The following is a 21,419-nucleotide window of genomic DNA, read 5'->3' on the forward strand; positions in this document are numbered from 1 at the left end:
ACTCCTGATCGCGCACGACGGACCAGGGTGATCGCCGCCGTCCTAGGCTGGAGCCATGAGCGAGGACCACGAGGACCGCACCGACCGCACCGGCGGCGACAGCGGCGACAGCGGCGGCTACTGCCTGATCGACGCGGCCAGGCCGCCGAAGGCCGACGGGCCGCCGTACGCGGAGTGTGTGCTGTGCCGCGAGCCGACCGAGTACCCGGAGTCGTACAAGGGGATCACTCTCTGCCCGGTCTGCGAGTGGCAGGAGGCGCAGCGTACGGCCTGCTCAGGGTGATCTGCGCCCGGTGAGCGCACAGCTCGCGGCGATCGCCGCCGCCGCGAGGAGCGCCGCACCGGCCAGCGGCAGCAGCGGCAGCGGGACACGGCCCGTCCGCGAACCGGTGACCAGGCCGCTGACGGCCGCCTGCGCCGGGGAGCCCGCCGTCACCATCGACAGCAGCGCCGCCAGCAGCATCGCGGGCACCGCGCGGCCGGTCGAGCGCAGCACGGGGCGGTTCGTGACCGCGCCGACGGCCGTCCCGAGCAGGGCACAGACCAACGCGGCGAGCAGCCCGGCCCCGCCCGCCTGGAGCATCGGCACCCGGGTGCGGTGGTCGGTGCCGGCCGGGTCACTGACCAGCGTGACGACGACGGTCGCGGCCGTGCCCAGGACCACGGACGCCGCCAGTGCCACGAACACGCAGGCCAGATGAGCCCGCGCGGGCCCGGCCGCCGCCGCGACGCACGTACGGGCCGCGGGCGGCTCGCCGCCGACACAGATCCGCACCAGCCAGGCGGCGACGGGCAGCAGGGCGGCGGCCGCGTAACCGACCGAGTCGAGCACCGGCTGGCCGCTCTGCACGCCGACGGCGAGGAACGCCGCGTAGAGGATGAACGGCGGCAGCCACCGCTGCGAGCGCACGAGAAGGGCGGCCTGGTAGCGCATCAGGGCGGTCATCGAGGGCTTTCCTGGTCGGGACCGGAGCGATCGGAGACGGAGGGGCCGGGCCCGGAGTGGTCGGGCCCGGACTGGTCGGGCCCGGACTGGTCGGGGCCGGGGTGGTCGGGGCCGGGGTGGTCGGGGCCGGAGCCGTGGGCGGCACGGCGGGCACCGGCGTCCGCGGGGTGGGCGGTCACGCGGGCCACGTGCCACGGCGGGCGGGCGGTCAGCAGCGCGCGCAGCACGACGTCCGAGTGGGAGGCACGGACCGCGAGCCGGTGGGTGCCCGGCGCGATCTCCTCGGCCGAGGTCACCCCCGGGTGCCCGGCGACCGGAAGACGCCCGTCCGGCGGCCCCTGCGCCTCGACGAGGACGTGCGGGCCGGACGGGGCCGGGGAGTCGCTCTCCGTACGGCGTTCGAGGGCACCGTCGCGCACCGTGTACGTCACGCCGGATGCTCCGGCGAGGCGGTGCGGGTCGTGGTCGACGAACACCACGGCCCCACCGCCCGCGATCTGCTCGGCGACGGCCCGCTCCAGCTCGGCCCGCGCGCCGGCGTCCAGCCCGGTCCACGCCTCGTCCAGCACGAGCAGCTCCGGGGCGGCGAGCAGCGCCTGGGCCACGGCGACCTTCTGGCTGCTGCCCTTGGACAGCGCCGTCATCGGCGAGGCGGCGTGGGCGGCGGCCCCGAAGCGTTCCAGCCACTCCCCCGCGGCGCGTGCGGCGGCCGGCCGGGACAGACCGTGCACCGCGCCGAGGTGCGTGAGGTAGCCGGCCGCGGTGAACGGCAGCGCGGCCGGGAAGCGCTCGGGGACGTAGGCCGTGCGCGGGCGGCCCGTGACCCGGCCCTCGGTGGGGGCGTCGACGCGCGCGAGCAGGCGCAGCAGGGTGGACTTGCCGGTGCCGTTGGCGCCCTCGACGCGGGTCAGGGTGCCGGGCCGGATCGCCAGGTCGACACCCCGCAGGACCCAGGGACCGCGCAGGCCGTAGCGGCGGCCGACACCGTCCAGCCGGAGATCGTCTCGCATGGGGGGCATCCTCTCGCGCGCACCGCGGTTGGCACACTTGAGGGCGTGACCTACGAGACTCCCGCTTCCGACAGCCCGTTCCGCACCGAGCCCGCGCCGCGCGACCTGGCCCCGCAGTTCGTGCTGCCGCTGGTCGTCCGGATCGAGCGGGCCGCTCCCCCGGCGCGTACCGACGCGCTGGAGACGGCGGCCCGCGCCGTGCTGGTGCTGCTCGGCGACGAGCGCTCGGCGGGCGAGGGCGAGTGGGCGAGCGCCGTACGGGACTGGCAGGACGCGCGGATCCGCAAGGTGGTGCGGCGGGCGCGCGGCGCGGAGTGGCGGCGGGCCGAGGCCCTGCCCGGCATCACGGTCGCGGGAAAGACGGCGGAGGTACGGGTCTTCCCGCCCGTCCCGCTGGACGGCTGGCCCAAGGACCTGGCGAAGCTCCAGGTCTCGGGCACCGACCTCGACGACCCGGAACCGCCGGCCCGGCCCGACCCCGGCACCCCGGTGCTGTGGCTCAACCCCGGCCTGGAGATGTCCGCCGGCAAGGCGATGGCACAGGCCGGCCACGGCGCCCAGCTCGCCTGGTGGGAACTGACGGACGAGCAGCGCACCGCCTGGCAGGACGCCGGCTTCCCTCTCACCGTCCGCACCACCGACCCCGCCCACTGGCACGAACTCACCACCAGCGGCCTCCCCCTGGTCCGCGACGCGGGCTTCACGGAGATCGCCCCCGGCTCCTGCACGGTGATCGCGGACCACCCCGCGCTGCGATCCCTTCGCTGAGTCCGCTGATCCGATGCGGCGCATCAGGCCCCTCGGTGACAGGATCGGTGTTATGAACACCAACACGGACTGGGTGTACCGGGTGTTCGAGCCGCACGGCTCCGAGGGCTGGCGGCCCTACGGCGACGCCGAGCGGTGGCACGGTGCGATCACCGCCTCCGACTCGCCCGAGGGTGCCAGGTTCGCCATCGGCCGGATCGTCGCCGACCTGATGGGCGAGTGGGAGAGGATCGGCCTCCACCACGCGATGCACGTGCGGGTCTTCGTCTGGCACGTCGAGGAGGGCGACATGGATGACGCCGACTTCATCGTGGAGGTCCGGCCGCGGTCGGACTTCGACGCGGCGTGACGGTCGGCGTCCGGCACATCGCCGCCCGCCCCCGGCCCTCCGGGCGGTGGGTGAAGCTCAAATGTTCCTCTGAAGGTGCGGGCGGTGCGGTTCGCGGCCCGGTGCCCGGGCCATACCCCCGTCACCGAGGAAGTGAGGGGGACGAGCGACGATGGAGCGGCTGGGGACGGGGATCGGGTGGCGGCCGGAGATCGCGGACGCCGTGGAGCGCATGCCGGGCGTCGACTGGGTCGAGGTGGTGGCCGAGAACGTGTGCCCCGGGCATCCGCCGGAGTCGCTGCTGCGCCTGCGGGCCCGCGGGGTGACCGTCGTGCCGCACGGGGTCTCGCTCGGCCTCGGCGGGGCCGAGCGGCCCGACGAGGGCCGGCTCAACGCCCTCGCCGAGCGGGCGGAGGCGCTCGGCGCGCCGCTGGTGACGGAGCACATCGCGTTCGTCCGGGCGGGCGGCCCGCTGACCGCGTCGGACCCGCTGGAGTCGGGGCATCTGCTGCCGGTGCCCCGCACCCGCGACGCCCTCGACGTGCTGTGCGAGAACATCCGGATCGCGCAGGAGGCGCTGCCCGTGCCGCTCGCCGTGGAGAACATCGCCGCGCTGCTGTCGTGGCCGGGCGAGGAGATGACCGAGGGGCAGTTCCTGTACGAGCTGGCCGACCGCACCGGCGTGCGGCTGCTGATCGATGTCGCCAACCTCCACACGAACCACGTCAACCAGGGTGAGGACCCGGCCAAGGCGCTGGCCGAACTTCCGCTCGAAGCGATCGCGTACGTCCATGTGGCGGGCGGATACGAGCGGGACGGCGTCTGGCACGACAGTCACGCCCACCCCGTTCCCCGGCCGGTCCTGGACGTCCTGACCGACCTCGCCGCCCGGGTGTCGCCGCCCGGCGTGCTGCTGGAGCGGGACGAGAACTTCCCCGAACCGGGCGAGCTGGAGCGGGAGCTGAGCGCGATCCGCGAGGCCGTGGGGCCGGGCCGTACGTCCGCCGCACGGTCCTCCGCCGACGCCTGCCCCGCCCCGCCCCAGGGGTCCGCGCGCGCGTCCGCTGCCGCCGACCTGCCGGCGACAGCGACGACCGGCACCGGTCCCGCGCGTCAGCGGCTCGCGCTCGCGCAGACCGCACTGCTGTCCGCCCTGGTCGCCGGGACGCCCGCCCCGGAGGGGTTCGACCGCGTACGGCTCGGCGTCCAGGCGCGGGCGCTGGCGTCCAAGCGGGCCGGTGTCGTCGCCAAGATCGCACCCGAGCTGCCCGTGATCCTCGGTGACGGGTACCGGGCGGCGTTCCTCGCGTACGCGCAGCGGCATCCCATGCGCGGTGGCTATCGGCGGGACGCGATGGACTTCGTGGAGTCCCTGCTCCTGGACGGCCGCCCTACGGACGCCGGCGTCCGACGCGAGCTGCGGGAGTGGTGGCTGGGCCGGTCGGGGCCGGCCCCGAGGTCCACCAGGCCGGCGATACGCGCGGCCCGGGCGGCACGGCGGGTACTGCTGCGGCGTTGACGGTGGCGGTGGCGGTGTGCGCGGTTTAACAGTGCGGGGCACCAGGCACTTCGTGCCGGGTTTCACGCAGTTTGCCGGCTTGTGCGCCGCCACGCTTCGCCACCTTTCGTTCTGATTCACTCGTTACGGCCGTTTTCTCCCGCCCGTCGGCCGTCGCGCTCGCCGCAGTAATATGCCAAGCCTTCACACCCACCCCGAAGCGCACTGACGTGCGGTGCCGCGACAGGAGGCACCCATGCGACCGCGACCCCCCGTGAAGGGCCGAGGCCTCTTCAGCGGGACCGGCGTCATCGTCTCGGTCCTGGCCGGGACCGTGGTGGCCCTGCTCGTCCCGCTCTGGTCGTACGCCCACCGGCCCGCCACGCCCGCGGACCTGCTGAGCGCCCGGACCGTGGCGACGCAGTACGGGCCGCTGTCCGAGCTCGACCGGGACTTCGTGACGAAGGTGAGGCTCGCCGGGCTGTGGGAGCTGCCCGCCGGACAGCAGGCGGAGGAGAAGGGCACCACCGACGCCGTACGGACGGCGGGCCGGCACCTCGTGGAGGGGCACACCTTCCTCGACCACCGGGTGCGCGACGTGGCCGCCCGGCTGGGCCTTACCCTGCCCAACGAGCCCACTGTCCAGCAGAACCAGTGGCTGGACACGCTGGACGCGGCGCACGGAGAGGACTACGACCGCAGGTTCGCCAACATCCTGCGGCTCGCGCACGGCAAGGTCTTCTCGCTCGTCGCCGAGGTGCGGGCGAGCACACAGAACTCACTCGTGCGCGACCTCGCCGACGACGCCAACACGACGGTGCTGGACCACATCAAGGTCCTGGAGGCGACGGGGTTCGTCGACTTCGCCGCCCTGGCCCGCGACCTGGCCGCGAGCGGTGACCCCGCCACCGCCGACCCCTCCGACACCGCCGTCCCGGGCGTCGGGCCCGGCGAGGTGGTCCCGGTCACCCCGTCCGTAGCGCCGGGCTCGCCGACGTACGCACTGCCGCCCGCCGCCTCCAGCCCGCCCCCTGCCGCGCGGGCGCGGACACCCTGACCTCGCGAAACAAACGGAACGTCACATACCGACCACACTCCGTCCGGAATGTGAACAGGGCATGGAGTTTCCCACACCTCTGGCATAGAAACGCGTCATGTTCTGGGTCCTTCTCCTGCTGCTGGCCTGGGCCGTCGCCGGCGCGGCGTGCACACGGCTGTGCCTGGCCGCCGTACGCGCGGCGGCCGTCTACACGCACGACGCGACCGTGGGCCGGGGACACGAGCTGACGCTGTACGAGGCGGCGTTCCTGTCGGGCGGTCCCGCGCGCGTCGCCGACGTCACGCTCGTCTCCATGGCGCGCCAGCGCCGACTATGGCTCGCGCACACCGGCTGGGCCACGGTCGTCGATCCGCACGGCCGGGACGAGATCGAGCGGTCCGTCATAGGGGCCATCGGCCCGGAGGGACAGTCCCGGATCGCTCCCGTACGGGCCGCCGCGGCCGCGGCGGACTCGGTGCGCGGCCTGGCCGACCGGCTGGTCAGCGCGGGGCTGGCCGTGCCGGAGGGCACGGCGTCGACGGTCGCGGCCGGGATCCGCCAGGTGCGGGGTGCCGCGCTGGCCGTCCTCGCGCTGGGCGCGGCGGCGCTCCTGCTGCCCGGTCCGACCGGGATGCCGCGCGATCTGGTCGCCCTCTGGTTCGCGCTGCCGCTCGCGCTCACCCTGAGCTGTCTGGGCATAGCCCGGGTCGAGGCCCATCCCTACTCACGCTGGGCGTCTCCGGCCGGGCAGCGGCTGCTCGGCGCGCTGGCCCGGCGCGCGAAGGGGGACGGTGACGAGCGCACGTACCTGGCCTCCGTGGCCGTGCGCGGCGTCCGCGCGATCGGCGAACCCGAACTGCGCGCGGCCTTCGCCCACCGCGACCAGCCCTGGCGGGAGTGACCGCCCGGGACAGGCGTCCTCCGTGCGGAGCGGCGGCCGCGCAGGCCGCCGGCCGGGCGGGCCACCGCCCACGCCGACCCCGCCGCCGGCCGGCCCTGGAAGTGAGGGACGGCCGGCGACCGGACTGAAGTGATCAGCGGTGATCAGCGGTGATCAGGCGAGGCCGGCGACCAGGTCCGCGATGTCCTTGCGGCGGCCCGTGAAGAACGGGACCTCCTCGCGCACGTGCATCCGGGCCTCCGAGCCGCGCAGGTGGCGCATCAGGTCGACGATGCGGTGCAGCTCGTCGGCCTCGAAGGCGAGGACCCACTCGTAGTCGCCGAGGGAGAAGGACGCGACCGTGTTCGCGCGCACGTCCGGGTAGCCGCGGGCCATCTTGCCGTGGTCGGCGAGCATGCGGCGGCGGTCCTCGTCGGGCAGCAGGTACCAGTCGTAGGAGCGCACGAACGGGTAGACGCTGACGTAGTTGCGCGGCGTCTCGTCGGCGAGGAACGCCGGGATGTGCGAGCGGTTGAACTCGGCGGGGCGGTGCAGCGCCATGTTCGACCACACCGGCTCCAGCGCGCGGCCCAGCTTCGTGCGGCGGAAGAGGTTGTACGCCTCCTGCAGCTGGTCGGCGGTCTCCGCGTGCCACCAGATCATGAGGTCGGCGTCGGCGCGCAGACCCGAGAGGTCGTACGTGCCACGGATGGTCACGTCCTTGGCGGCGAGCTGGTCGAACAGCTCCTGGACCTCGTCGGCGTAGCCCGCGCGGTCCTCGGGGAGGACGTCCTTCAGCTTGAAGACGGACCACAGCGTGTAGCGGATGACCTCGTTGAGGTCCTTGGCCAGCTTGCCCTTGTTCGGGATCCTGCCGGACTCGGTGGTGGAGGCGTCGTCACTCATGGTCCCTATTCTCCCGCTCCGCCGTGCAGACTCTGCACCGGGTGGGCGGTGAGCTCCTGCACAGCCCGCAGGTCGCCCCGCAGCTGGTCCACGGCCGCGTGGGCGCTCGCGATACAGGCCGGGATGCCCACGCCGTCGTAGACCGCGCCGCACACCGCGAGGCCCGGGAGCTTGCCGACGTGCTCGCGGATGCGGGCCACGCGCGCGTGGTGGCCGACGAGGTACTGGGGCAGGCCGTCGGTCCAGCGGGTGACGCGGGTCTGAAGCGGTGCGGCCTCCAGGCCGGTGGCCTCCCGCAGGTCGCGCCGGGAGACGTCCACGAGTTCGGCGTCCTCCCGTCCCAGGATCTCCGTCTCGCCGTGGCGACCCACCGAGGTGCGCAGCACCACCAGGTCCGGGTCCTCGTCGGCGATCCAGCCCCACTTGCGGGAGGCGAAGGTCGAGGCCTTGATGGTGTGCCCGTCGACAGGGGGCACCAGGAAACCGCTGCCCTCGGGCAGGCGCGCGGCGTCGGCACGGCGGTAGGCGAGGGTGATCAGGGCCATCGAGGCGTACTCGACGGCCCGCAGCTCCGCCGCCGCCTCGGGCGACTCGGCGCGCAGCAGCTCGGCGGCGGCCGGCGCGGGCGTGGCGACCACCACGGCGTCGGCGTGCAGCACCAGGTTCCCGGCGACCACCCGCCAGGCCGCCGGTGCCCCGGGCTCGGCCGGCGCCTCCCGGCGCAGCTCCGTCACGGGTGTCCCGGTCAGGATCTCGCCGCCGCGTGCGCGCACCGATTCGGCCACGGCGAGCGGGAGCCGGCCCACTCCGCCCTCGATGCCCATGAAGACCGGGCCGGTCTGCTGAGCCCCGGCCGCCCGGGCCTGGATCTCGCGGACGGCCTCGGTCAGCGAGTCGTGCGTCCGCGCGGCCTGGAAGAGCTGGGGCACGGCCGAGCGCATCGAGATGCGGTAGGCGTCGCCCGCGTAGACCCCGCCGAGCAGCGGTTCGACCAGGCGGTCGACGACCTCGCGGCCCAGGCGCGCCGCCACGTACTCTCCGACGGCCACGTCGTCGCCGACCTCGGTGCGGGGCAGGTCGGCGTCGCGTTCGATGCGCGCCAGGCCCTCGTCGGAGAGCAGTCCGGCGAGCGCGGCGGCGGTGCCGGGGACGCCCATCACATGCCCCTTGGGCATGGGGCGCAGGGCGCCGCGGGTCCAGATCGAGGCGGTCGCGGTGGCGGGCGGCTGCAGCCGGTCCGCCAGGCCCGCCTCGCGCGCGAGGGTCACCGCCTCGGGCCGGCGGGCCAGCATCGACTCGGCGCCCAGGTCGACGCGCACACCCGCGACCTCGCCGGGCAGCAGCTTGCCGCCGACCCGCCGCGCCGCCTCCAGCACGGTCACCCGCGCCCCGCGCTCCAGCAGCCGGTGCGCGGCGGCCAGCCCCGCGATCCCGGCCCCGATGACGACGACATGCCCCATGCCCCTGCCCCTTGCGCTCATGTCCTCCACTTTCTCAGACCCCGCTGACACTCCCGCGTCGCCCCCACGCCCCCCAGGGCCTGTCCGGCGGATCATGGCGCAGACGCGGGGGCTGGCACGCCCGTCTGCGGCGTTGTCGTCGGTTGCCGACGCTCCGCGTCGACGCCCTCCTCCGCCTTGCATCTGGACGCGCCAGCCCCCGCTCACCTGAGTTGATCGGCGCCGACACTTGCCTGCACCTTGATCCGCCGGGCAGGCCCTGGCGGTGTCCGTCACGAGTCCCGACCGTGACCGCATCGGAACCGTTTTCGGCCAACGTCCCGCAGGGCCCGGGCGTCGAAGGAACGTCCATGTCGACGCCACCCGTCACGACGACCCCCGGGGGTACACCACATGCGCGCACGACGTCTCCCACGTCCTTCCGACCGACACCGTGACCGACACCGCGGTCGGCGTCCTGTCCCGCGTCCTGTCCGGCGTTCCGCTCGTCCCGTGTCCGCCCTGGCCGCTCTGCTGCTCGCGGCGGCCCTGGCGGTCACCGGGTGCAGCGCGGGAGGTGGCGGCGCGGACTCCTCCGGCAAGTCCGCGGCCGACAGCGCCGCCGGGGGCGAGGCGCAGCGGGGCGCCTCGGGCCGTGGCGGCGGCACGGCCTCCGGCGCGAAGGCCACCGCCCCGCCGAAGCTCACCAGCCACATCATCCGCACCGCCTCCCTGACCGTGGAGGTCAAGGACGTGCCCAAGGCCCTCGATGCGGCCCGTGCGGCCACCGAGAGCGCGGGCGGCTACATCGGCGACGAGAACACCACCCGCGACGAGGCGGGGCACGAGCAGACCCGTGTCGTGCTGCGTGTGCCCGCCGACCGGTACGACGAGGTCCTCACCGATCTGCAGGGCACCGGCAAGCTCGTCTCGCGCACCGCCCAGGCCCAGGACGTCACCGACCAGGTCGTCGACGTCGACAGCCGCATCAGGTCGCAGCGCGCCAGCGTGGCCCGGGTCCGCGACCTGATGGACAAGGCGAGCGACCTGAGCGACGTGGTCAGCCTGGAGAGCGAGTTGAGCCGCCGCGAGGCCGACCTGGAGTCGCTGCTCGCCCAGCAGGCGTCCCTGAAGGACCGTACGAGCCTGGCCACCATCACCCTGTCGCTGTCCGAGACACCGGTGCGGAAGAAGGCCGCCACGCACGACGAGCCGGGCTTCGCGGACGCGCTGAGCGGCGGCTGGCACGTGTTCGTCACCGTGGTCCGCTGGATCGCCCTCGCCCTCGGCGCGGTCCTCCCGTTCGCCGTCACGGCGGCGCTGCTCGCCCTGCTGTGGCTGCGGGTCGTACGGCCCCGGCTGCCGCGCCGTACGGCGGATGCGGCGGGTGCGGGCGGCGCGGCGCCCGCGACGACCGCGCTCGGTCCGCTGCCCGCCGCCCGGCCGGTGCCTCCGCAGGGTGAGCCTCCGGCCCGGGAGGAGCGGAGCACGCGCGACTGAAATCACCTGCGGCCGTAGCGTGTTCGCATGGACATGAGCGGTGCGAGGGATGACAGGACCGTACGCGGGGCGCGGGCGGCACGGGAGCGGCTGGTCGTGATCGGCGGCGACGCCGCGGGGATGTCCGCGGCGTCGCAGGCGCGCCGGCTGCGCGGGCCCGGGGAGCTGGAGATCGTGGCGTTCGAACGCGGCCACTTCAGCTCGTTCTCGGCCTGCGGCATCCCCTACTGGGTGGGCGGCGACGTCGACGAGCGGGACCGGCTGATCGCCCGCACCCCCGAGGAGCATCGCGCCCGGGACATCGAGCTGCGGATGCGCACCGAGGTGACGGAGATCGACGTGGCCGCGGGCCGGGTCCGCGCGCGGGAGGTCGATTCCGGCGCCGAGTACTGGACGCCGTACGACAAACTCGTGATCGCCACCGGGGCGCGGCCGATCCGCCCCGCCATGCCCGGCGCCGACGCCCCCGGGGTGCACGGCGTGCAGACCCTGGACGACGGAGAGGCGCTGCTCGACACCCTGGCACGCACGCGTGGCCGCAGGGCCGTCGTGGTCGGCGCGGGCTACATCGGCGTGGAGATGGCCGAGGCCCTCATCAACCGCGGCTACGAGGTGACGGTCGTCAACCGCGGCACCGAGCCGATGTCCACCCTCGACCCGGACATGGGCCGCCTGGTGCACGAGGCCATGGTGGGCCTCGGCATCACCATGGCCGGCGAGGCCGAGGTGACCAAGGTGCTCACCGGTGCGGACGGCCGGGTCCGGGCGGTGGCCACGCAGGACGCCGAGTACCCGGCGGACGTGGTGGTGCTGGGCATCGGCGTGCGCCCCGAGACGGGACCGGCGCGGGCGGCCGGGCTGCCGCTCGGCGCCCACGGCGGGCTGCTCACCGACCTGGCGATGCGGGTGCGCGGGCACGAGAACATCTGGGCGGGCGGCGACTGCGTGGAGGTCCTCGACCTGGTCCTGGGACAGGAGCGCTACGTCCCGCTGGGCACTCACGCCAACAAGCACGGCCAGGTCATCGGCACCAACGTCGGCGGCGGCTACGCCACGTTCCCCGGCGTGGTCGGCACCGCGGTGAGCAAGGTGTGCGACCTGGAGATCGCGCGCACCGGGCTGCGCGAGAAGGACGCCCGCCGGGTCGGGCTGCAGTTCGAGACGGTCACGATCGAGTCGACGAGCCGCGCCGGCTACTACCCGGGCGCCTCCCCCATGACGGTGAAGATGCTCGCCGAACGCCGCACCGGGCGCCTGCTGGGCGTGCAGATCGTGGGCCGGGAGGGCGCGGCGAAGCGCGTCGACATCGCGGCGGTCGCGCTGACGGCGGGCATGACGGTGGAGCAGATGACGGCGCTGGACCTGGGGTACGCGCCGCCGTTCTCACCGGTCTGGGACCCGGTGCTGGTGGCCGCCCGGAAGGCCGCGGCGAAGGTCCGCGACGGCGCGCGCTGAGCACCGCGCCGTACCGTCGCCCGCTCCCGGTGGTCACCCGCTGCCACCCGCTCCCGGTCGTCACCCGCTCCGGGGCTACGCCGTGCTGCCGTTGAGTCTGGGCAGCGAGGAGACGGAGGCGCTGGTGGCCGTCGTCGTGGCCTGCTGCTCCCCGCCCGGCCGGGCGTGCGCGGCCGGCGGACGGGTGGAGCGCAGCCGGTGGCTGACGGCCTCGTCCAGCGTCACCGGCCGCTGTGCCTGGGCCGCCAGCCGCCCGGCCTCCTGGCCGAGCCGGGCGACGTCCTCCCACGGCAGCCGCACCACCAGGGAGAGCTCTGCCTCGCCGTCGGGCAGGGCGTGCATCGCGGGGGTTCCTCGGTCGCTCATCGCCTGCTCCTCGCCTCATCGTGTCGCCGTGTCGCGCGTGGCCGCCGCGCCGCCGTGTGTCACGGGGACGGCCGCTTGTGTCAGGGGGACATACGGACCGGCGGCCGACCGCGTTCACCGATTCACCGGCCGTATCGGGGGCAGTACTTCCCTGTGGTCATCCCCGTCCATGATCTGAACCCGGTGCGGCGCACCCCCTGGGTGACGTACGCCCTGATCGCCGCGAACGTCGTCGTGTTCCTGAGCACACCGGGCATCTCCGGTTCCGTCGCGGGCGGCAGCACGCTGGCGCAGCTGTGCCATCTGGAGGCGTTCACGGAGCACTACGCCCTGGTGCCGCGGGAGCTGATCCAGCACCGGATGCCGTCGCTGGTGCCGACCGGCGAGGTGGGCGTGGGCATACACGGGCCGGGCTGCGTGCTGGGCCCGCCGGCGTACGACAAGTCGGCCGAGCTGTCGGTGTTCACGGCGATGTTCCTGCACGGCAGCTGGCTGCATCTGCTGGGCAACATGCTGTTCCTGCTGATCTTCGGCAACAACATCGAGGACCGCCTGGGCCATGTGCGGTACCTGCTGTTCTACGTGGCCTGCGGCTACGCGGCCGGGTACGGCTTCGCGCTGCTCAACTCCGGCTCCGGCCAGCCGCTGATCGGCGCGTCGGGGGCGATCGCCGGAGTCCTGGGCGCGTATCTCGTCCTGTATCCGAGGGTCCGGGTCTGGATCCTGGTCCCGTTCCTGCTCTTCCTGCCGCTGCGGCTGCCCGCCTGGATCGTGCTGGGCTTCTGGTTCGTGCTCCAGGCGCTGTACTCCTCCGGCCAGGGCGTCTCCAGCGCCGGCACCGTGGCGTACGCGGCCCATGTGGTCGGCTTCGTCGCGGGCATGCTGATCGCGCTGCCGCTGCGCCCCGGCACCCCACCGCCGCCGCGACCACAGGGCCCGGTCTTCGGAAGGCGGGCCCGTCCGGGCTGGTGACACGGGAGCCCGGTGCGCTGCCCGGACGCGGACGGCGGGGCGGGCCCGCCATCGCGGTGACGGCCCTGTCCCGACCGCGCAACCCTGTCCACAGCACCCGACCGGCACGGGTAGCCGCCCGGGAACCGATCGGGAACCGGATCGGCGACAGTGATGCATGCCGAGGGCACTTCTGACGGCTCCCGGCCCGCGACCGACCGAACCGACCAGCGGGACGTCGCGAGGCGCGGGCTCGTCCGTCGGCGCTCGTTCCAGCCGGGGGACGGTTACAGGATTCGGCCCAAGCGCCTCAGGCGTAACCGTGGACACAGCGACTGAAGGGACATCCCATGGGAAAACTGGCCGTTCGCACCGCCCTGCTGATGCTGGGCGTCACCGCGCTGACGGGGCTCGTCGTCACCGAGTCGAGCGCGGCACCGGCAGCACCGGCGGCCACCGGGTCCCACGTGGTCCCCGCTTCCGACGCCGGACCCAACTTCGTGCGGAAGTAGCCGTGGACGGCCCCCGGGCACCGTCAGTCCGGCCACCTGCATTCCGCCGGCACACCGAGGCCGGCGAACAGTTCGTGGGCCGCCTCCCGGGCCGCCTTGGCCGTCGCCGCGTCGCCCATGGCGTCCGCCGTGGCGGCGACACCGGCCTGCGCCCGGGCCATCTCCACGCGTAGATCCATGGCTGCGGAATGCCGGTACGCGCTGCGGTGCAGCTTCAGGGCGGCCGCGTAGTCGTGACGGCGCCGGTGCACCCGGCCGAGGACGTTCCCGATCTCTGCCCGGCGAATGGCGCCGCTCACCTCCATCAACGCCAGCGCGCGGGCCGTGCACGCGTCCGCCTCCGGGGAGCGGCCCAGCCGCTGAAGCGTTTCGGCCCGGTACGCGAGCATGAGCCCGGCGGTGCCGGGCTGGCACAGTCCGTCCGGCCCGCCCTCGATGACGGACAGCCGGAACAGGGCCAGATCCGGACGGCCCGTGCCGAGGTGGGCCACTGCCAGCTCGGTCAGGGCGTAGATCTCGTGGTCCCGTTCACCCAGCAGCCGATCGAGGCGGACGGCCAGGGCGGCGGCGTCCGCCGCCTCGGTGTACCGGCCCAGACAGTTCAGCGCCGAGGCGATGTTGGCCAGGGCCTCGGCCTCTTCTCGCCGGCAGCCGAGCCGCCGGTGCAGGTCGAGGGCGCGGCGCAACGTGTCCAGCGCTCGTGTGTACTGCCCGAGGCTGGAGTAGCACATGCCGATTCTGCTCAGGCAGGCGGCGACGCCGGGCACCTCCGCCGCCTGTTCGGCGAGCGCCAGCGCCTCGTCGAGCTCGGTGAGCGAGCCACGGATGTCGCCCACCTTCCACAGTGCCATGGCCAGATTGGTCAGGCTGATCCGCAGCAGCAGCGGATCGTCCAGACGGCGTGCGGCTCGTACGGCGAGCAGTTCCACGTCCCGGAACTCCGTCCACCAGCCGCGCAGGTTGAGGTAGAACGCCAGGCCCCGGGGAAGGTACGCGGCGTGCAGGTCGAGTCCGACGTCATAGGCGAGTTGAGCCGCGTCGCGGAGCGCGGGGTACTCCTTGTCGAGCCAGCTCAGGGCGTCGCTCTCGGAGTCGAGGCCGGGGACCACGGAGCCCTCGGGCAGCGGCACGGGATGACGGGCGCGGCCCGGGAAGATGAGGTCACAGGCCCGCTCCAGGGTCAGCAGGTAGTGGTCGAGCAGCTGTTGGACGCCGGCCCGGTGACGGTCGGCCGGCCCGCTGCCGCGTAGATCGCGTGCGAACCAGCGGACCAGGTCGTGCAGCGTGTAGCGGCCCATGGTGTGCTGCTCGAGCAGGTTGACGTCCAGGAGCTCCTCCAGGATGGTCTCCGCTTCGAGAGCGTCCGTCCCGAACAGTGCGGCGGCGCTGAAGACGTCGAAGTCGGCGCCCGGGTGCCAGCCCAGCATCCGGAAGGCCGCGCGCTGTGGCTCGCTCATCGCCCGGTACGAGAGCTGGAGGCTGGCCGCGACGCTGCGCTCCCCCACGCGGAGTTCGGTCAGCGTCCGGGCCTCCGAACGCATCCTGTCCACGAGGTACCGGACAGTCCACTGCGGCCGGTTCCTCAGCCGTGCCGAGGCGATGCGCAGGGCGAGCGGGAGGCCTGCGCACATGCCGGCCAGAAGCGTGCGGGACTCCACGTCGTCCCGTTCGTCGCCGAGCACCTTGGACAGCAGCTCCATGCTGTCCTCCATCGACAGACTGCCGACGGAGCACCACTCCGCGCCGTCGATCTCCACGAGCCTGGTCCGGCTGGTGACGATCGTCGCGGAGTTCTCCGCGCTCAGCAGGAGCGGCTGCACCTGGGCGCAGTCGCGGACGTTGTCCAGCACCACCAGCAGGCGCTGGTTCGCCGTGACCGAGCGCCACAGGGCACGTCGCTCGCTGAGCCCTTCGGGAATCCGGTCGCTCGCGATGCCCAGGCTGCGCAGCAGGAGGTCCAGTGCGTCCAGTGGCTGGAGCGGCGCATGGCCCGGCGTGAAGCCGTGGAGGTCGAGGAAGAGCTGGCCGTCCGGGTAGCGCTCGGCCAGCAGCTTGGCCACGTGCACGGCGAGGGCGGTCTTGCCGCTGCCTCCCATCCCGTCGATCATGATGAACCGCCGGCCGTCCGCCAGGGCGGTGAGGATGCGCCGGACGACGTCCTGACGTCCCGTGAAGTCGGGCAGGTCGTAGGGGAGGGTGCAGCGCGCGGCGACGGGTTTCGGTGCCGCGGGTTCGACGGGCGGCGCGGCCGGCGGTCCGTCGGCCAGCTCCGGGCTCTGGCGCAGGATCGCCTCGTGCAGCTTGGCGAGCTGGGGGCTCGGGTCGGCGCCCAGTTCCTCGGCGAGCAGGTGCCGCACCGCGGCGTACTCCTCCAGGGCGTCCGCGTGCCGGCCGGTGCGGTACAGCACCGTCATCAGCAGCTCGCGCAACGACTCCCGCAGGGGATGGGCGTCGACGTACTGCCGCAGATAGGTGGCGAGGTCGTCGAGCCGGCCCGTCCGCATCCGCAGTCTGGCGTACTGTTCGACGGCCGCCAGCCGCATCTCCACCAGCACGTTGGCGGCGGTGCCGATCGCCTCTCCGTCGAGACCGTCGAGCACCGGGCCGCGCCACACGTCCAGCGCGGCGCGCAGTCCCGCCCCGGCCTCCGTCGCACGGCCCGCGCTGTTGGCCTCGGCGGCCGTGTGCAGCAGCTCCTCGAACTCCTTGAGATCGAGTTGGTCGGCGGAGACCACGGCGCGGTAACCGGCGCCGTCGGTGTGGAGGATCTCGGTGCCCCCCGGAAGCGATCGCCGCAGTGCCGAGACGGTCTTGCGGATCTGATGGGCCGCCGTGGAGGGCGGCTCGCTGTCCCACACGGCTTCGACGAGCCGCGCGACCGGAACCGAGCGGTTGTGTGACAGCAGCAGAAACCCCATCACACGCTCGGCCTTGGTCCCCCCGAGCGGAAGGCGCCTTCCCCCGGCCCAGCACTCCAGCGCGCCCAGCACGTTGAAGCGTATGCCCTCCCTTTTGCCGCCGTGGTCCACGGCCGACTCCCCCTCTGTCACGACGCGGTCCTGCTCCCCGTCAGGAAGAGTAATTCACCGGTAACCAATCGGGATACGGGGAGGGCAGCCTTGAGGGAGGGACCGGGGGAATCAAGACCGGGGGAATCACGGGAGTACCGACGCCAAGAGGGCAAACCAAAACTGATCTTTTACCTGATCGGTGGAGGAGGGCTCCCATCTGGCGTGATAACGGGGGCACGGATGGCCTCAGAGAGGTGTTTCATTGACGACTTCTGACGCGTTCGTGGAAAGGCGGCAGCACCGGGCAGGGCACCAGGACGATGTGACCTGCGCGACACCGGTCAGCTCACTCAGTGGCCGGGAACGACAGGTCCTGGAGCTGCTGGCCGACGGTCAGCTGGACGAGAGCATTGCGCGCAAACTGAATATCTCGGTCCGGACCTGCCGTCGCATCATCGCCTCCCTGATGGATCGACTGGAGGCTCGAAGCCGATTCCAGGCCGGCGTGATCGCCGTGGCGCGTGGCTGGATGGAAGTGCCGTCACCGTCCGGGCCGGCGGTAAGACCTTCGGCCCGGACGCGAATGCGAAGGGGATTAACGACAGGCGCGGGAATTGGTTCAATCGTTAACCGGTCCTGAGGGATCATCCGTCATTGGCCGGTCGAGATGACCGATCCACCGCCGGCTAATTCACAGATCACGATCACGTCCGTGGAAAGGGGGGGCGGGGGTGGGCTGCCGGACGTCGTGCTCCGCACCGGCCGGCGGCCCTCAGCGCCGGAACCGGGCCGCGGCCGAGAGGAAGGCGTCGTTCTCGGGCGGGGAGCCGACGGAGACCCGGACCCCGTCCCCGGCGAACGCTCGCACGACGACCCCTGCCCGCCCGCAGTGCTCGCCGAAGGCCGCGGCCGCGTCGCCCAGCGGGAGCCAGAGGAAGTTGGCCTCGCTCGGGGGGACCGTCCAGCCCTGGTCCGTCAGAGCGGTGCGCACCCGCAGGCGTTCGCCGACCGTCGTCTCCACCCGCGCCATCAGCTCGCTCTCCGCGCGCAAGGCGGCGATCGCGGCGGCCTGGGCCACGCTGTTCACGCTGAACGGCAGGTAGGCCTTGCGGACCGACTCGGCCACGACCGGATGTCCGACCAGGAAGCCGACCCGCAGTGCGGCGAGGCCGTACGCCTTGGAGAACGTGCGCAGGACCACCACGTTCGGCCGTCCGGCGGCGATGTCCAGGCCGTCGGGTGCCTTCGTGTCCCGGACGTACTCGCGGTAGGCCTCGTCGAGGACCACCAGGCAGTCCGCGGGAACCCGGTCGAGAAACGCGCGCAGGCCGGCCTCCCCCACCACCGTCCCGGTGGGGTTGTTCGGATTGCACACGAAGATCAGGCGGGTCCGGTCCGTGATGGCGTCGGCCATCGCGGCGAGGTCGTGAAACCCGTCCCGGAGCGGCACCTCCACGGCGGTGGCGCCGGAGAGCCGGGTCAGTATCGGGTAGGCCTCGAACGAGCGCCAGGCGTAGAGGACTTCACCGCCCGGCTCGGCGACGGCCTCCATGAGCATCTGGGCCACACCGACCGAGCCGCAGCCGACCGCGATGCCGTCCTCGGGGACGGCATGGCGCGCCGCGATCTCGGCGATCAGGTCGGCACAGCTGTTGTCCGGATAGCGGTTGGCCCGCAGCGCCTCCCGGCTGATCGCCTCGACGACGGCGGAAGGCGGCGGGTACGGGGACTCGTTGGCCGCCAGCTGGAAGACCGGGCCCGTCCGTGCGGAGCCGGCGGACCTGCTGGGCCGGTAGCTCACCATCCGGTCGAGGACCGAGCGGAAACGAGGTTTCCGCTCGGAGTCCGTGACGGTGGCGGTGGCGGGGCCGGCCTCGGCCGTGGTGACGGCGGCCGTGGTGACGGCGGCCGTGGTGACGGCGGCCGTGGTGACGGCGGTCGTGGTGACGGCGGCGGTGTCATCGGACATCTGTGACTGCTTTCTGCTGGTCCGGCCGGGGGGAAGGTGCGCGGCTCCGCATCGCCTCAGGCGGTCGGCTCGGCCAGCTGGTACAGCGACGGGCCCGAGTGGATGCCGTGCGCCCGGTTCATGACGACGTCGCCCAGTTCCGCGCGTGTGGCGCGGGCGTTGGCACCGCCGTAGCCGTTGGCCACGGAGAACATGCCCCACAGGATGTTCCAGGGCCGCAGTTCACCGTTCTCGTCCGGGAACAGCTCGGCAGTGGGGCGCACCCGGCGCTGGAGGATGTGCGGGCTGTCGAGCGCCGCGTCGAGGTGCCGGCGCCACTGCTGCGCCGTGAGGTCCGGCGTCCAGCCGAGCACCACGCCGCGGTTGCCGTACAGCGACGTGGGCTTGAGCACGAGGTCGTGGCGGTGCTCGACGGCGTACTCGATCAGGTCGGCGCGTTCCCCGCTCTCCAGGGTCACGGTGCCGGGGCGCACGGTGCGCGTCCACGGCAGCAGACGGTCCACGCCGGCGCGCTGCTCGCTGCTGAGCAGCGCGCGGGTGTCCTCGTCGGAGAGCATCGCCAGCGCGCCCTTGCTGGCGTAGGCGGCGGAGTCCAGCGGTGTGAAGATCTTGACCTCGCCGCGTTCCGCCGCGTCCAGGACCGGATCCAGGATCTCCGGCGCGTCGGCGATCTGGGAGATGGCGAAGGTCCTGAACACGATGTCGACCGGCTTGTCCTCCAGCCAGACCCGGCCGCCGCGGACCTCGAGCTGCCCGACATGGCAGGGGTAGGCCTCCAGGCCCAGCTCCCGCCAGCGCAGGCAGAGCTGCCGCATGTAGGCGACCTCGTTCTCGAAGTAGCTCGGCCAGTCCGTCAGCGCGACCACCGGACGGTCCTCCGGTGCGAATCCGCACTCCACCAGGACGTTGTTGACCTGCTCGCGCAGCGTGTCCACGAAGCCGAGGCGGTGTTCGGCGGCGAACTCGGCCAGCAGCGGGTGCTCCAGCAGCCCCCGGCAGAGGTCGGCGTTGTCCATGCCGCCGATCGAACTGCCGATGTTGAACTCCAGGAGCTTGAACTGCCCGTCCTGCGGATGCCCGTCCCGCGGATGCCCGTCCTGCAGGTACAGATCGGCCCGGACCTGCCGGGTCATCGCCGCTCCCCGGCCGCGGAGCACGACGGAGACCTGCGTCTCGGTCAGTCCGGCGGCCCGTGCGAACGCGGCGAAGTCGCCGCCGAAGAGTGTGTCGGGCAGGCTGCTCAGGGCGTCCAGGACGTTCCTCACGTCGCCGAACGTCCGCTCCCGCTCGGCGGGCCCGAGGAAGACGGGCCGGGACAGGAAGGTCCCCTTGTAGAAGGCGGCGAGCATCTCCGACTCCGGCAGTCTCCCCACCAGGTCGCCGGCCTTGGCGCCGCTCTCCGTCACCCTGCTCAGATATTCCGCCGTCAGTGACACGCGGTCCATGTGGGTCCTCCTAGAAGTCCTGAAGTCCGTGAAGCCGTGAAGCCGTGAAGCCAGGGAAGCCGTGAAGTCCCGAAGTCGAGAAGTCGAGAAGCCCTGGAGTCAGGGTCATCGGCCCGCCGCCGGCACACCGGCCGTGGCGGCGGGGGCGGGCGGCTCGAAGTAGACGGCCCCGGCCGGCAGCGAACGCTCGGTGAGTCGCAGCACGGTGCCGCCCAGCAGAGCCGTGGCCGTGATGACCAGCCAGGGCAGCCGGCCGTCCACGGCGACCAGTGCGGTGAACACGCTGGGCGCCAGGGCGTTGGCCAGGGCCCAGGAGCTCTGGTAGGCGGCCAGGTACCTTCCGCGCAGTTCGGCCGGCGCCGCGGACTGGGCCAGGGTGCTCGCGGCCGGACTGTGCACGAGTTCGGCGAAGGTGGCGACCACCACGCAGGCCAGTACGACGGCCATCGCCACGGTCGTGTTGTGCGGGCGGACGGTGCCGAGGACGGCCTGTCCGACGAAGGCCGTCACGAACAGCGCCACCCCGGCGGTCGCCATGCGGTTGCGGGTGCGGAAGCGACGCCGGGCGAACGCGGCGACCGGGACGCCGAGGGTCGCGCACAGCAGGGTGTTGACGACGAAGGAGCTGCCGATGAGGCCCTGGGGTATGTGCAGCCAGTCGGTGGCGTAGACGGGGATCAGGATGGTGAGGGAGGTGTAGCCGATGGCCACCGACAGGTTGGCGAGCGCGAGGGCGAGGAAGGGGCGGTCCCTGGCGACCAGCTTGTATCCGCCGCTCCTGGCCGCCCGTTTGCGGTCGGCGTGCGGGCTGGCCGGGGTGCGGGTGGCCAGCACCGCGGCGATGACGAAGCTGGCGGTGTTCAGCCACGCGGCCACGACATAACCGGAGTCGCCCAGGGTGGCGAGGATCACGGAGGCGATCAGGGTTCCGCCGCCGAGACCGGCGTTGCCCAGGCTCCGGGACAGGGCCTGCATCCGGTCGCGGTCGGTGCCTTCGAGGAGTTCGGCGAACCGGGCCTGGAGCGTGGACGGCGCGGCCCGGGTGCCCGCCGCGGTGATCAGCGCGAGCACGGCGAACAGGGGCAGATCGTGGGCGAGCGGGTAGAGGGCGAAGCCGAGCGCGCGAAGAAGGTACAGGACGATGAGCACCTTCAGGGCGCCGAACCGGTCCACGGCACTGCCGCCCAGGGGCAGCGCGGCCATGGCGATCAGGCTGGTAACGGTGAGCACCGCGCCGATCTGCGCCAGCGGCAGGTGGGTGACGTGTTTGAAGAAGATCAGGTTGAAGGGGACGTACATGCCCGACCCGGTCGCGTCGATGGCGATGCCGCTGATCAGCGCACGTTCCCCCTTGAAGCGGGGGCGCAGAAAGGACATTTGTTCTCCAGGAAGGGGT

General features: G+C 73.1%; 19 protein-coding genes and 1 pseudogene. 11 read left to right on the forward strand and 9 right to left on the reverse strand.

From position 1 onward, the window contains the following. Positions 1 to 55: 55 nt before the first annotated feature. Positions 56 to 283 carry a hypothetical protein gene (locus R2S09_RS11125; RefSeq protein WP_316740658.1) on the forward strand — a complete coding sequence of 76 codons (228 nt, stop codon included), beginning with the start codon at positions 56 to 58 and terminating at the stop codon, positions 281 to 283. Here R2S09_RS11125 and R2S09_RS11130 read toward each other — a convergent pair. Together R2S09_RS11130 and R2S09_RS11135 are read right to left on the reverse strand one after the other, a co-directional pair. After that, positions 275 to 946, reverse strand: a complete 672-nt coding sequence (locus R2S09_RS11130) for an ABC transporter (protein ID WP_316740661.1) — start codon at positions 944 to 946, stop codon at positions 275 to 277. The genes R2S09_RS11125 and R2S09_RS11130 overlap by 9 nt on opposite strands. A 146-nt stretch (positions 947 to 1,092) precedes the next feature. Then, positions 1,093 to 1,956, reverse strand: a pseudogene (locus tag R2S09_RS11135) (ATP-binding cassette domain-containing protein); the annotation flags it as partial. A 45-nt stretch (positions 1,957 to 2,001) separates the two neighbouring features. Here R2S09_RS11135 and R2S09_RS11140 point away from each other — a divergent pair. From R2S09_RS11140 to R2S09_RS11160, 5 genes are all read left to right on the forward strand, one after another. Beyond that, positions 2,002 to 2,724: a peptidyl-tRNA hydrolase gene (locus R2S09_RS11140; protein ID WP_316740665.1), complete on the forward strand. Its 723-nt coding sequence runs from the start codon at positions 2,002 to 2,004 to the stop codon at positions 2,722 to 2,724. Between the two features lie 52 nt (positions 2,725 to 2,776). Then, positions 2,777 to 3,073 carry a hypothetical protein gene (locus tag R2S09_RS11145; protein WP_306184304.1) on the forward strand — a complete coding sequence of 99 codons (297 nt, stop codon included), beginning with the start codon at positions 2,777 to 2,779 and terminating at the stop codon, positions 3,071 to 3,073. Between the two features lie 151 nt (positions 3,074 to 3,224). Further along, complete coding sequence (locus R2S09_RS11150) at positions 3,225 to 4,571, forward strand: DUF692 domain-containing protein (protein WP_316740668.1); 1,347 nt, start codon at positions 3,225 to 3,227, stop codon at positions 4,569 to 4,571. 235 nt (positions 4,572 to 4,806) lie between these two features. After that, a complete protein-coding gene (locus R2S09_RS11155; RefSeq protein WP_316740670.1) occupies positions 4,807 to 5,607 on the forward strand; it encodes a DUF4142 domain-containing protein in 801 nt (266 codons plus the stop codon). Positions 5,608 to 5,704: 97 nt separating this feature from the next. After that, entirely contained in the window at positions 5,705 to 6,490 is a 786-nt protein-coding gene (locus R2S09_RS11160; protein WP_316740672.1) for a TIGR04222 domain-containing membrane protein, read from the forward strand. Between the two features lie 153 nt (positions 6,491 to 6,643). Here R2S09_RS11160 and hemQ read toward each other — a convergent pair whose 3' ends face one another. Then, positions 6,644 to 7,375, reverse strand: coding sequence for a hydrogen peroxide-dependent heme synthase (gene hemQ, locus R2S09_RS11165; protein WP_306184309.1), 732 nt, complete (start codon positions 7,373 to 7,375; stop codon positions 6,644 to 6,646). A 5-nt stretch (positions 7,376 to 7,380) separates the two neighbouring features. Beyond that, positions 7,381 to 8,856: a protoporphyrinogen oxidase gene (gene hemG, locus R2S09_RS11170; protein WP_316740673.1), complete on the reverse strand. Its 1,476-nt coding sequence runs from the start codon at positions 8,854 to 8,856 to the stop codon at positions 7,381 to 7,383. Between the two features lie 471 nt (positions 8,857 to 9,327). Between hemG and R2S09_RS11175 the strand changes: the two genes are divergently transcribed. Both R2S09_RS11175 and R2S09_RS11180 read left to right on the forward strand, forming a co-directional pair. Next, positions 9,328 to 10,314 carry a DUF4349 domain-containing protein gene (locus R2S09_RS11175; RefSeq protein WP_306184311.1) on the forward strand — a complete coding sequence of 329 codons (987 nt, stop codon included), beginning with the start codon at positions 9,328 to 9,330 and terminating at the stop codon, positions 10,312 to 10,314. Positions 10,315 to 10,341: 27 nt separating this feature from the next. After that, positions 10,342 to 11,769 carry an FAD-dependent oxidoreductase gene (locus R2S09_RS11180; RefSeq protein WP_306184312.1) on the forward strand — a complete coding sequence of 476 codons (1,428 nt, stop codon included), beginning with the start codon at positions 10,342 to 10,344 and terminating at the stop codon, positions 11,767 to 11,769. A 75-nt stretch (positions 11,770 to 11,844) separates the two neighbouring features. Here R2S09_RS11180 and R2S09_RS11185 read toward each other — a convergent pair whose 3' ends face one another. Further along, positions 11,845 to 12,135 carry a hypothetical protein gene (locus R2S09_RS11185; RefSeq protein ID WP_189901675.1) on the reverse strand — a complete coding sequence of 97 codons (291 nt, stop codon included), beginning with the start codon at positions 12,133 to 12,135 and terminating at the stop codon, positions 11,845 to 11,847. Between the two features lie 153 nt (positions 12,136 to 12,288). Here R2S09_RS11185 and R2S09_RS11190 point away from each other — a divergent pair, with 153 nt between their 5' ends. Together R2S09_RS11190 and R2S09_RS11195 are read left to right on the forward strand one after the other, a co-directional pair. After that, entirely contained in the window at positions 12,289 to 13,107 is an 819-nt protein-coding gene (locus R2S09_RS11190) for a rhomboid family intramembrane serine protease (protein ID WP_306184313.1), read from the forward strand. Positions 13,108 to 13,436: 329 nt separating this feature from the next. Beyond that, a complete protein-coding gene (locus tag R2S09_RS11195; RefSeq protein ID WP_306184314.1) occupies positions 13,437 to 13,598 on the forward strand; it encodes a hypothetical protein in 162 nt (53 codons plus the stop codon). Between the two features lie 23 nt (positions 13,599 to 13,621). Here R2S09_RS11195 and R2S09_RS11200 read toward each other — a convergent pair whose 3' ends face one another. Then, positions 13,622 to 16,648: a BTAD domain-containing putative transcriptional regulator gene (locus R2S09_RS11200; RefSeq protein ID WP_316740677.1), complete on the reverse strand. Its 3,027-nt coding sequence runs from the start codon at positions 16,646 to 16,648 to the stop codon at positions 13,622 to 13,624. A 283-nt stretch (positions 16,649 to 16,931) separates the two neighbouring features. Here R2S09_RS11200 and R2S09_RS11205 point away from each other — a divergent pair, with 283 nt between their 5' ends. Next, the gene (locus R2S09_RS11205; protein WP_306184440.1) at positions 16,932 to 17,249 is read left to right on the forward strand and encodes a helix-turn-helix transcriptional regulator; all 318 of its coding nucleotides are present in this window, start codon (positions 16,932 to 16,934) and stop codon (positions 17,247 to 17,249) included. 132 nt (positions 17,250 to 17,381) lie between these two features. Here the strand turns inward: R2S09_RS11205 and hisC are convergent, their stop codons facing one another. From hisC to R2S09_RS11220, 3 genes are all read right to left on the reverse strand, one after another. Then, entirely contained in the window at positions 17,382 to 18,578 is a 1,197-nt protein-coding gene (gene hisC / locus R2S09_RS11210; protein ID WP_316740679.1) for a histidinol-phosphate transaminase, read from the reverse strand. Between the two features lie 56 nt (positions 18,579 to 18,634). Further along, positions 18,635 to 20,023 carry a hypothetical protein gene (locus R2S09_RS11215; RefSeq protein WP_316740680.1) on the reverse strand — a complete coding sequence of 463 codons (1,389 nt, stop codon included), beginning with the start codon at positions 20,021 to 20,023 and terminating at the stop codon, positions 18,635 to 18,637. 105 nt (positions 20,024 to 20,128) lie between these two features. Next, the gene (locus tag R2S09_RS11220) at positions 20,129 to 21,400 is read right to left on the reverse strand and encodes an MFS transporter (protein ID WP_306184319.1); all 1,272 of its coding nucleotides are present in this window, start codon (positions 21,398 to 21,400) and stop codon (positions 20,129 to 20,131) included. Positions 21,401 to 21,419 lie beyond the last annotated feature (19 nt).

This window comes from Streptomyces sp. MK7, from assembly GCF_032658145.1.
GTDB lineage: Bacteria > Actinomycetota > Actinomycetes > Streptomycetales > Streptomycetaceae > Streptomyces > Streptomyces spiralis.